Annotated in this window: 11 protein-coding genes; 7 read left to right on the top strand and 4 right to left on the bottom strand. The window is 40.8% G+C overall.

Annotated elements, in window-relative coordinates; translation table 11 throughout:
- Nucleotides 1–66 precede the first annotated feature (66 nt).
- From ACESMA_RS11080 to ACESMA_RS11070, 3 genes are all read left to right on the top strand, one after another.
- Complete coding sequence (locus tag ACESMA_RS11080; protein ID WP_372948880.1) at nt 67–879, top strand: hypothetical protein; 813 nt, start codon at nt 67–69, stop codon at nt 877–879.
- Nucleotides 880–951: 72 nt separating this feature from the next.
- Nucleotides 952–2,460 (top strand): L-arabinose isomerase, encoded by a 1,509-nt coding sequence (gene araA, locus ACESMA_RS11075; RefSeq protein WP_372948879.1) that lies wholly within the window; start codon nt 952–954, stop codon nt 2,458–2,460.
- A gap of 106 nt (nt 2,461–2,566) precedes the next feature.
- The gene (locus tag ACESMA_RS11070; RefSeq protein WP_372948878.1) at nt 2,567–3,232 is read left to right on the top strand and encodes a hypothetical protein; all 666 of its coding nucleotides are present in this window, start codon (nt 2,567–2,569) and stop codon (nt 3,230–3,232) included.
- Nucleotides 3,233–3,355: 123 nt separating this feature from the next.
- On the opposite strand, the gene ACESMA_RS11065 is transcribed toward ACESMA_RS11070, so the two are convergent.
- Complete coding sequence (locus tag ACESMA_RS11065) at nt 3,356–4,555, bottom strand: glycosyltransferase (RefSeq protein ID WP_372948877.1); 1,200 nt, start codon at nt 4,553–4,555, stop codon at nt 3,356–3,358.
- Nucleotides 4,556–4,615: 60 nt separating this feature from the next.
- Nucleotides 4,616–5,212 (bottom strand): OmpH family outer membrane protein, encoded by a 597-nt coding sequence (locus ACESMA_RS11060; RefSeq protein ID WP_372948876.1) that lies wholly within the window; start codon nt 5,210–5,212, stop codon nt 4,616–4,618.
- Between the two features lie 225 nt (nt 5,213–5,437).
- Between ACESMA_RS11060 and ACESMA_RS11055 the strand changes: the two genes are divergently transcribed.
- Nucleotides 5,438–6,349 (top strand): proline dehydrogenase family protein, encoded by a 912-nt coding sequence (locus tag ACESMA_RS11055; protein ID WP_372948875.1) that lies wholly within the window; start codon nt 5,438–5,440, stop codon nt 6,347–6,349.
- A 56-nt stretch (nt 6,350–6,405) separates the two neighbouring features.
- Here ACESMA_RS11055 and ACESMA_RS11050 read toward each other — a convergent pair whose 3' ends face one another.
- Nucleotides 6,406–6,978, bottom strand: coding sequence for a nitroreductase family protein (locus tag ACESMA_RS11050; RefSeq protein ID WP_372948874.1), 573 nt, complete (start codon nt 6,976–6,978; stop codon nt 6,406–6,408).
- 278 nt (nt 6,979–7,256) lie between these two features.
- On the opposite strand from ACESMA_RS11050, the gene ACESMA_RS11045 reads away from it, so the two are divergent.
- The 3 genes from ACESMA_RS11045 (at nt 7,257) to xylA (ending at nt 11,211) form a co-directional block, all read left to right on the top strand.
- Nucleotides 7,257–8,252: a GntR family transcriptional regulator gene (locus tag ACESMA_RS11045; RefSeq protein WP_372948873.1), complete on the top strand. Its 996-nt coding sequence runs from the start codon at nt 7,257–7,259 to the stop codon at nt 8,250–8,252.
- Nucleotides 8,253–8,369: 117 nt separating this feature from the next.
- Nucleotides 8,370–9,854, top strand: coding sequence for a xylulokinase (locus ACESMA_RS11040; protein ID WP_372948872.1), 1,485 nt, complete (start codon nt 8,370–8,372; stop codon nt 9,852–9,854).
- Between the two features lie 31 nt (nt 9,855–9,885).
- The gene (gene xylA / locus ACESMA_RS11035; protein WP_372948871.1) at nt 9,886–11,211 is read left to right on the top strand and encodes a xylose isomerase; all 1,326 of its coding nucleotides are present in this window, start codon (nt 9,886–9,888) and stop codon (nt 11,209–11,211) included.
- A gap of 96 nt (nt 11,212–11,307) precedes the next feature.
- Here xylA and ACESMA_RS11030 read toward each other — a convergent pair whose 3' ends face one another.
- A complete protein-coding gene (locus ACESMA_RS11030; RefSeq protein ID WP_372948870.1) occupies nt 11,308–11,484 on the bottom strand; it encodes a hypothetical protein in 177 nt (58 codons plus the stop codon).
- Nucleotides 11,485–11,790: the final 306 nt, after the last annotated feature.

Raw genomic sequence — 11,790 nt, 5'->3', positions numbered from 1 at the left:
TGACATTATTCAATCTGTGGTTTTCTCCACTAAAAGGAAATCTCTATTTTTGGCCAAACATTTTCAATGAACGAAAAGAAAGAGCAGAAGATAATCGTTTTTATAACCTTTACACCTGCCGATAAAAGTCTCATTTTAAACGGCATAAAACTGGCTTCTGTTTTTAAAAAGGAACTTTGCCTGGTTTATCGGTTGAATTACAAAAATTCGAAACAGAGCGAAGCATTTAAAAATAAACTGGCTGAATATACAATTCCACTCAAAAAAGAAATTCCGGCTTTAAAAATTTCGATTTTACTCATACAAGAAAATCTGCGTGAAGTACCTGATATTTTGGCAGATGATTACGAAGCCATACTTTTTGTTGCCGACGCAGGGCAGTTCAAAAAATTCTCCAAAGCATTAACCGAAAGTCCGGTACCCTTTCTGTTTGTTCATTCCGAAAGTCCGGTATCTTCTTTCAAAAACATTATTTTTCCAATCGATTTACGCAAAGAAAACAGTGATTCTACGCTTTGGAGTTCGTGGTTCGGGCGGTTTAACCAATCAGAAATAATTGCCATTGCAGCAAACGAAAAGAATAAAGAATCACAAAAACAGATAGCCCGTAATGTATCCCTAGCAAAAAAACTTTACCTCAAGTTTAATATAAAACATAAAATGTTTAAAGGACAAAAGTCCAGTTTGCAAAACAGTTTCGAAGCCCTGGAATTTGCACTTTCAGAAAAAGCTGATTTACTGATTTTACTTGGAAGTTCTGTAATTACTCCCCTCGACTGGCTGATTGGTCTTCCTGAACGAAAAATAATCCGCAACTCAGGAAAATTGCCGGTTTTGCTGGTAAACCCGCGGCGCGACAACTACATATTGTGTGACTGAAATATTTAAAATGTAGTTTTTACTTTTAAAATATATTTCCTACTTTTAGCTAAAATTAAAAAGAAATAAACCATGACTGATTTTAACACGCTGGAAATCTGGTTTATAACCGGAAGCCAGCATTTATACGGAGAAGAAACATTAAAGCAGGTTGATGCCGATTCGGCAGAAATTGTAAAAGGTTTGAACGCCTCGGGGAAAATGCCCGTTCAGATTGTTTTCAAACCTGTCGTGAAAACGCCGGATGAAATTTTGGACATTTGTGTGCAGGCCAGTGCCGACAAAAAATGCATTGGCCTAATAACCTGGATGCACACTTTTTCGCCAGCCAAAATGTGGATTGGCGGACTGAAAGTACTTAACAAACCTTACATGCACCTTCATACACAGTTCAACCGCGATTTGCCCTGGAGCGAAATTGACATGGACTACATGAACCTGCATCAAAGCGCCCATGGCGACCGCGAATACGGATTCATTAACACCCGCATGCGCAAAAACCGCAAGGTGGTGGTTGGCCACTGGAAAGATGAAAAAGTACAAAACCAGGTTGCCGTTTGGTGCCGCACCGCCATTGGCTGGCACGATTCACAAGGCTTGAAAGTTGCCCGCTTTGGCGACAACATGCGCGAAGTGGCTGTTACCGAGGGCGACAAAGTGGAAGCCCAGATAAAATTTGGCTGGCAAATTTCGGCCTACGGTGTGGGCGATTTGGTGGAATATGTGGAAAAAGTAAATGATTCAGAAGTAGATGCACTTTATCAGAAATATGAATCGCTTTACGATGTGGCTGAAAATTGCAAACCGGGAGGCGAATTCCACGAAAATGTACGAGTTCAGGCGCGGTACGAAATTGCCATGAAGCGGTTTATGGAAGACGGCAACTTTAAGGCTTTCACCACCAACTTCGAAAACCTCACCGGCCTCGACCAGCTGCCTGGACTGGCCTCACAGCGACTAATGGCTGCCGGCTACGGTTTCGGCGCCGAAGGTGACTGGAAACAGGCGGCCATGCTGCGCATCATCAAAACCATGTCGGAAGGAATGCCGGGCGGTAGTTCATTTATGGAAGATTACACCTACCACCTCGACCCGGCAAACGAAGCGGTTCTGGGCGCCCACATGCTGGAAATTTGCCCAAGTATTGCAGCAAAAAAACCGCGACTGGAAGTTCAGCCTCTAGGAATTGGCGGAAAAGATGCTCCGGCACGCCTCATTTTCGAAAGCGCAACAGGCGATGCCATGAACGTAACGTTAATCGACATGGGCAACCGTTTCCGGCTCATTGTAAACACATTAGATGTGATTGAACCGTTGGAAAAAATGCCCAAACTTCCGGTAGCTTCCGCCTTCTGGAAGACGCATCCGAACCTGGCCGACGGCGCCGCTGCATGGATTTATGCCGGAGGAACGCACCACTCGGCTTTCACGCTGGCACTTACACCGGAATACATTGAAACGTTTGCTGAATATGCAGACGTTGAATTTATAGTCATCGATAAAAATACCGATTTAACCGCATTCAAAAAAGAATTGCGCTGGAACGAAATTTATTACATGCTGGCAAATGGGCTGAAATAAAATCGATTTCCTATTTTTTTGCCCGTGCCCGATAAAAAAACCACTGCACCTGATAAAATCAGAGACGGTGGTTTTCTTTTATGAATTAATTTTTTCTTCCTTAAAAATGAAAAAAACCTTTTCAATTTTCCTTCTGTTTTCAGTTCTTCTCTGGGGATGTAAACCTCTGGAAGATTCAATTAAACTCGCAAGTACTAAACCAATAGTTTTAAGAGAAGATATTACTTTTTCTTATTCGTCAGATCAAATCCGTTATGGTGAAAACAATATTAAAAAAGGCTGGGCTAAACGAAATAATGTCCAGGTTTTGCAGGTAAAAATAATCAACAATTCAGACCAAAATTTGCATGGAAGTCAGTTTGCATTTTTTGCAAATGGAAATAAACTGGAAATGGTAAACAATCAGTTGGCATCGAAAAAGTTAAAAAGCAAAAAGTTTCCAACTGCCGTTTACATTATCCCTGTTGCTATTGTGGCTATCGTGATTTATGCCGGCATTGTGAACCTGCTTGACGAATCATCTCAGGATTTTGATGGAGATGGATTCGATGATGACAAAGATGATCATATACGAAAAACAGACAAAGACCGGGATCCGCTTGATGGTTTAAATCTTATTCAAAAAGAACTTTATCTTTTCAATATTGCCGAAAAAATAATCCGGCCTGGCGACCAGGTTGCCGGTTTGATTGCTTTTCGCTCTGAAAAACCAATTAATGAACTTGATATCCGAATAGAAAAAGCAGATTTTAAAGTGATTGGTAATAATTAATTCGGTACAAATCATTCCTTGCTTACAGTAATTTATCAAACTGAATTTCAGGAATAACACTATTATTTTTGCGATTAAAAAAAGTATCAATGGCGCATTTTTCACTGAAAAACACACAGTTTCTCAGAATTTCTGAAGTTGAAAAATTTGAGCCTCAAGATCGGCCTTGTTATAATATTTTCCGTGAGAAAAATTCAGGAATTTCAAAATTTTAAAGGCATTGAACTTCTGAAAAAAACGATTTTGAAAGGTTTTCAGAGATGAACAGTTATTATTTAAATCGCTGATTTCAAGCCAAAAATTATCCTCTTTCAAAAATTCTGCAACGGAAACGGGTAATTTCTCCAGTAACTTTTGAAAGGTTGTTTCTGAACTATGGAAAAAATTGTTTTTAACCTTGAAAAACTGTTTCAAATCGGCAAATGCCTGAAAGTTGTAAGTTTTGGTCAGGTCTTCCTCTCCATTCATCCACTTTTGCAAAACTGGCCCGGTGCCAAATGGAACCCGGTCGGACAAACGGGCCGAGGGATATACTGTGGTTCCGGTAATTTCGCCAACAGGTCCAATCTGTACCAGATTTTGCAGAAAATAAAAATCTTCGCCAGCCTGTCTGCGGTTCATGCCGCCACGTTTCACATACGCTTCGGCTTTTACAGCAAAGGCCGAACCAACAGTGAACATTGGATACGGATAACCGGCAAATTCCAGCGCTTTTTTGTAATAATCCATATATTTTTCATAAAGCTGAGTTCCTTCCAAATGCTTCTTTTCAAGCCCTTCAGTTTGATGCGAAAAAGTTATGGTAGCTCCCACTTGATTAGGATTCTGCTTAAAATAGTTTTCAATTTCAACCAAATAATTTTCTTCCACCAGGGTGTCGGCATCCAGCGAAACGAGGATTCCTTCAGGTCTGTTTAAATGGTTAAAACGCCGGATGGCCTCATCCATCCCGCTTTTTCGGGCAAGTCCGGCGCCAGCCCATTTTTTGCGCAGTTCAACCGGGCCAACTACAAAAAATGCAATTCCTTCCTTTGGGTTTTCCGAAATCCACTTTTTAATCTCACTTTTTGTTTGCCGATTTTGGAGTTTTTCAACTTCAGAGGCAGTTTCAGAATGATTAATTAAAATGATAACTTCAACTCCTGAATCAGGTAAACGACATAATAAAAGTGATTTTAAGGTTTGGATAATTTCAGGTTCGCGATAACAGGGAATCACTACAGAAATTTCCGTATGGGTATTTGGGATTTCAGGAACCAAAACGGGGACTGCATTCTTTTTTAGGTAATTATTTGCAAACATGGCCGTTATTAAAACTTGCAAAAAGTGCAATTTAAGCAAAAAAAATCCGGGGCTGGCCCCGGATTTCAATAATATTTTTCGCTATTGCGTTTTGGAATAACGCTCATTCAAAGCCTTCAGAACTTCGGCAGTAATATTATGGGATTCATTCCCCACAAGAATTTCCCCTCCGTTTAAAATGTAATCGTACTTTTTATTTTTATTGTATTCCTCTAAATAATTTAACAAACTATCCAGAATTTGTTTATTGTTTGCTGCCTGTAATTCTGCCAGTTTTCCTGAAAGGTCCTGGTCGAGCTGCAAAATTTCCTGCTCTTTTCCTACCAAACGGTCACGTTCCTGAATGGCACGTTGTTCGGTAAGAAATCCGCCACGCTGCAGTTTCTCCTGAAAAGCAGCAGCTTCACGTTCAAACGACTGACGTTTTGTTCCGAACTCACTGTTGTAAGCTTCCTGCTTTTTGGTGAAGTCGTCGTGCAGGTCCTGGGCCAGTTCATAGTTCAGAATTACTGAATCAGCTTTCACGTAAGCAATTTTGAATGAACTACTTACATTGGAATTAATCTTACTTTCGTTAGGTGATTCACCCGTTTCATTGCTTTGTGTAAAATACAAAACATATAAAATTGCTACAGCTATTAAAGCTAAAACAGAAACAATTAATGATGATCCTTTCATTTTATACTACAAATTTAATTTCGTCTTTAGTGGCGCAAAGATAATTTTTTCAAAGTAATGCAACAGGGGTAAATGTCACTTTTTTTATCATTCTATCAATCAAAACTTTTCATAAAAAACCTGTGGAAAATCATAAGTAACCACTGATAAACATCATTGAAATAAAGCAGCCACACATTGTATTTTTACCTTATCCGAATTTTTATAAAAACGTTAAAATTTAGAATGTTGAACAAATTAATTGCAAATATATTGCCCTACATGCCTAAAAAACTGGTTTGGGTTTTCTCCAGGCGTTACATTGCAGGCGAATCCATTGATGAAGGTTTGCTTGCTTCGAAGCTTTTAAATCAGCAAAACATTGAAGTAACCATTGATTTGTTGGGCGAGTTTATAGAAACACTCGAAGAGGCAGAAGCAAATAAAATAGAGTATCTTCAAATTATTGAGCGTTTTACATCTGAAAATATCAGCGGTAACTTTTCATTAAAACCAACCATGTTTGGGTTGCTAATTGAAGAAGAAACCTGCTACCGTTATATTCGGGAAGTTGTTTCGCTTGCTGCCGGAAAGAATAGCTTTGTCCGAATAGATATGGAAGATTCGCAGTGTGTTGATCGTGAAATTAAACTGTTCCGGAAATTACACCGCGAATTTCCAAAAAATGTTGGCCTGGTGGTTCAGTCATATCTGCGCCGCACCCTTTCCGATCTGGAATCGCTTTTACCATTGCACACAGAAAATACCCCGTTAAATTTCAGGTTATGTAAGGGAATTTATATTGAACCTGAAAAGATTGCCTACAAAAAATACGACGAGGTTAGAGCACATTATTTGGAAGACCTGGAATTTATGTTTAAAAATAAAATATATGCAGGAATTGCCACGCACGACCAATACTTAGTAGAAAATGCTTACCAACTTATTGAGAAATACCAGGTTTCCAAAAGCATGTATGAATTTCAGATGCTTTATGGCGTAACGCCCGAATTGCGGCAATCAATTATTGACCGCGGCCATAAAATGCGGGTTTACGTACCGTTCGGAAAACAATGGTTCAATTATTCCACGCGCCGGTTAAAAGAAAATCCGAAAGTAGCGTCACATATTATAAAAGCGCTTTTTATAAGGGGTTAATTTTAAGGTTAAACAAAAGCAGAGGCTGTCAGATTTATTCTGCGGCCTCTTTCTTTTTATACTGATTTGAATATTAACTCCTCCAACGGACGTTTGGGAACGTGGTGTACTTCATTTTTATCGCGCCAGTATTTAATCTCACCGTTTTTAGCCGTTTCAAGTTCCACTTTTTCTGATGGTTTGCCCAGTGCCAGCATATATAAAATTTCGAGATTTTCCGGGAGATTCAAAATTTTAGCCACTTTACTTTTGTTTACTGAGCCAATAATGCACCCCCCAAAACCATCCTCAACTGCGCCCAACAAAATACTTTGAAGAGCAATTCCATCGTCGCAGTAATAATTTTCGGCAAGTTTTTTATCCAGGATAACCGCAACATAAGCCACCGGACGTTCATTTTCAGCAGGTCCGCTCCAGTCTTTTAAATAACCTGCCCAGCCCAAATTTGGAAATATCTGGCTGTTGATTTTTTCACTGGTAGAAATCACATATTTTAGTGGCTGCATATTCCGGCCACTCGGCGAAAGCCGGGCCAGGTCAATCCATTTTTCAATCTGTGCTTTTTCAATTTTAACCGAAGGATTGAACCTTCTGTAACTGCGGTTTTTAATGATTAAATCACGTATCATCTTTTTTTTTGGTTTTTGATTTGGCGAAAGTTAAAAATTGATTTTTGATTTTGGAAATTATCTTTTACCTTTAGGCAATTAAAAAAGGATAAGGAACAAGTTACTACAATTAATAAGAAGTAATGCTGACCAAACTTAACCACTCTGAGGTTGTAACTTTTCCCTTATCCTTTTCTATTAACGCAGCATTGTTACATCTATTGTTTTTTGTCATTCATTTTAATTTTTAGTTTTGTAGAACAGAACAGAACGGTTGCTGTTCTGGTAAAAAGAAACCCATGACTGAATTAAAATTTAGTGTTGATGACAATTCAAATTCCCTGAAATTCCAGCAACTGGTGGATGCCATTTTAGACGCCATCAGCCGGAACCAGTTGAAAGCCGGAGAAATGCTGCCCTCGGTAAACCAGATAATGAAAGAAAGCAACCTTTCGCGCGACACCGTTTTTAAAGCTTATGCAGAACTAAAAAAACGCGGCGTGGTGGAATCGGTTCCCAATCGCGGGTATTTTGTAACCCGGAAGATCACAAAGGTTCTTTTGTTTCTCGACACGTTTAAAGCATACAAAGAAGTACTTTACGGTTCGTTTTTAAAACATCTTCCGAAAAACATCGGCGTCGATTTGCATTTTCACCATTACAACATCAACCAGTTTGAAAAAATTGTGTTTGAGAGTCTCGGAAAATACAGCAAGTACATTATCATGAATTTCGACCACCCTAAAATCCCGGGAATTATTCAGAAAATTCCAGCAGAACAACTGCTGGTTATCGACTGGAATATTTATGCCACCGAAAAGCATTCAGCCGTTTTTCAAAATTTTGGTCAGCCGGTTTACGATTGCCTGGCAAAAAACCATGAAAAAATTTCACGGTATAAGGAGTTCATTTATTATTATCCGGCATTTACCTATCATCCCAAAGATTCGATTCACTATTTCGGAAAATTTTGTACCGATTTCGGATTAAAACATTCGGTCATTTTCGAAGAAGAAATGTTCAAAATCAAAAAAGGAGCGCTTTACTTTTTGGTGAGCGACCGCACCCTTGCCGGTTTCCTGGACCAGTGCTCCGAAAAAACATTTGAACCCGGCCGCGATGTGGGTGTCATTTCCTACAACGAAACCCCCATGAAAAAATATGTAAAAAACGGCATCACCGTCATTTCCACCGATTTTGAATTGATGGGCCGAAAAGCCGCCGAATTTGTGATAACCGGTGAGTTTATGCGGTTTGAAGTGCCAACTACTTTGAAATTAAGATCGTCGCTTTAAAAACATGTTATAAAACATTTTTTTCTATTTTGAAAGCAGGTAATTTGCAGTTATTTTTGAAAGCATACCAGAACAGAACAGTTCAATTGAATTTTAAAACGTAAAATATTTAATATCATGTATCTACTTGGATTCGACATCGGAAGTTCATCGGTTAAAGTTTCGCTGGTGAACGGAGAAAACGGCAATTGTGTGGCCTCTTCGTTTTATCCCAAAGAAGAAATGCAGATAACCGCCCACCAGGCTGGATGGGCCGAGCAGGAACCCGAATTGTGGTGGAAAAACCTGAAACTGGCCCTGGCCGATGTTTTGAAAGAATCGGGAGTAAATCCGGAGAGCATCGAATCCATCGGTATTTCGTACCAAATGCACGGATTAGTAATGGTGGACAAAAACCACAAAGTGATTCGTCCGTCCATTATCTGGTGCGACAGCCGGGCTGCGGCCATTGGCGACAAAGCATTTGAAGAAATTGGGGCACAGCGTTGCCTTTCCAGCCTGCTCAATTCGCCGGGCAATTTTACCGCCTCAAAACTAAAATGGGTAAAAGACAACGAGCCCGCGCTTTTCGAAAAGGTTTATAAAATCATGCTTCCTGGCGATTACATTGCTATGAAACTCTCCGGTGAAATTCAGACAACCGTCAGCGGACTTTCCGAAGGCATCATGTGGGATTTCAAAACAAACAGCCTTTCAGATTCGCTTTTTGAAAACTATGGTTTTACAAAAGATATTATTCCTGAAATTGTGCCCACGTTTGCGGTGCAGGCACAACTCAACCCGAAAGTAGCTGAAGAACTGGGACTTTCGCCCAAAACAAAAGTGAGCTACCGTGCCGGCGACCAACCTAATAATGCCCTTTCGCTGAATGTACTGAACCCGGGAGAAATTGCGGCAACAGCAGGTACGTCGGGCGTGGTTTACGGCGTGAGCGACGAGATTAAATACGACCCGCAATCGCGTGTGAATACTTTTGCCCATGTGAATCATTCAGCAGAAAATCCGCGACTTGGCGTATTACTCTGCATCAATGGAACCGGCATTCTCAACGCCTGGCTGAAACGGCTGGTGGGCGAAAACCTTTCATACGACGAAATGAACCAACTGGCAGCAGAAGTTCCCATCGGCTCGAAAGGAGTAACCATTTTGCCTTTTGGAAATGGTGCAGAACGTGTGCTGAACAACCGGAACATCGGCTCAGTTTTTAACGGAATCAACTTCAATATTCATAAAAAAGAGCATTTGCTAAGGGCAGCCCAGGAAGGCATTGTCTTTTCATTCAAATATGGAATGGACATTATGCAAAACACCGGAATCGATGCCAAAGTGATTCGCGCCGGAAAAGCCAACATGTTCCTGAGTCCGATATTCCGCAAAACGCTGGCCGGAGTTACCGGCGCCACAATTGAACTGTACAACACTGATGGCTCAGTGGGAGCAGCACGCGGTGCAGGAATCGGTTCGGGATATTACGCATCGGCAAAAGAAGCGTTTGCGAACCTTACCAAACTGGAAACCGTAGAACCGGATGCAGGTAAAAAAGCGGAATATCAGGATGCCTACAACAATTGGAAAAAAGAACTTGAAAAAGCACTAAAATAATCAATAATCATTCACAAATAATAAATTAAAAATGGAAGTATTAATTGGTAACAAAGAGTATTTCAAAGGCCTCGGACAGGTAAAATACGAAGGCCCGGAATCAAGAAATCCACTTGCATTTAAGTGGTACGACGAAAACAAAGTGGTTGCAGGCAAAACCATGAAAGACCACCTACGGTTTGCAGTAGCCTACTGGCACACCTTCTGCGGAACAGGCGAAGACCCGTTTGGGCCGGGAACCCAGATTTTCCCGTGGGATGGCGCCACCGATATAATGGATGCCGCCAAAGAGCGCATGGATGCCGCATTCGAGTTCATTACCAAAATGAATATTCCGTATTACTGTTTCCACGACACCGATGTTGTGGGCGACGGTTCGGTTTTCGAAATTGAAAAACGCCTTGAAAAAATGGTGGAAGTGGCCAAACAAAAACAGGAAGCTTCGGGCGTTAAACTGCTTTGGGGAACAGCCAACGTATTCAGCAACCCACGTTACATGAATGGCGCTGCAACGAACCCCGACTTCAACGTTGTTTCAAACGTGGCAGTTCAGATTAAAAACGCCATCGATGCAACCATTGCACTGGGCGGTTCAAACTACGTTTTCTGGGGCGGACGCGAAGGGTACATGACTTTGCACAACACCGATACCAAGCGCGAAATTGAACACCTGGCCCGTTTCCTGGGCATGGCCCGCGACTATGGCCGCAAACAGGGTTTTAACGGAACGTTCCTGATTGAGCCTAAACCGATGGAACCAACAAAACACCAGTACGATTTCGACGCACAAACCGTAATCGGGTTCCTCCGTAATTTCGGGCTCGACAAAGATTTCAAGCTGAATGTTGAGGTGAACCACGCCACCCTGGCCGGCCACACGTTCGCACATGATCTGCGCATGGCTGCCGATGCCGGTTTACTTGGTTCCATTGACGCCAACAAAGGCGATTACCAGAATGGCTGGGATACCGACGAATTCCCAACCAATATTTATGAAGTGACCGAAGCCATGCTTGAAATTATTCAGGCGGGAGGTTTTAAAACCGGCGGTATTAACTTCGATGCAAAAACACGCAGGAATTCTACCGACCTGGAAGATATTTTTATTGCCCACGTTTCGGGAATGGATGTTTTTGCACGGGCATTGCTGGTGGCCGATAAAATCCTGACGGAATCGGATTACCTGAAAATGCGCAAAAACCGCTACGCTTCATTCGATGCAGGAAAAGGCGCCGATTTTGAAGCCGGCAAACTTTCTCTGGAAGACCTGCGTGAAATTGCACGCGAAGTGGGCGAACCAAAACAAATCAGCGGTAAACAGGAAATGCTGGAACAGTTAATTAACTGGTATATTTAGTCTAAATTTACATAGTTTAGTTTCATTTTTACAACAAAGCCCGGCAACTATTTTTTATAGTCCGGGCTTTCCTTTTTCTCAACGGCTTTGTTGATTTTATCCTTTCGGTTGCCAGTAGCAAACTTTGGGCGATTCTATTTTACCCTCTTTTTTAAGCAATTTCATTGCTTTGTCCACCTCTTTTTTGTCAAGACCGGTAGCTTCGGCAATTTCACCTGCTTTCAAAGGTTTACCGGCAATTTTCATAGTCTCCAGAACTTTCTCCACACTCATACTTTTCAATTTTATAGTGTTAATAACATTCTGAAATTTAACCACTTTTTTATTATACACAAAAAATCATTGAAGTTATCACATTGTTTACTTACAGAAATGCAATGTTTCGTTTTTATTTTCATGATTTGAATATTGTAAAAAGGCAGAAAATAAAGGACTTTTTGCTTTGACCAATGTTTTGCAGAACTAACCAATTATTTCTCTTCCTCCAAAATGTATATTTTTTGTTTTTTCTGCGTATACAACAAGACTTTACAACTATAATCATGCATGAATATGACCCTGTAAAACAGGCTTTTTTGG

The organism is Mariniphaga sp. (assembly GCF_041687215.1).
Lineage (GTDB): Bacteria > Bacteroidota > Bacteroidia > Bacteroidales > Prolixibacteraceae > Mariniphaga.
This window is presented reverse-complemented; position numbering and strand designations above follow the sequence as displayed.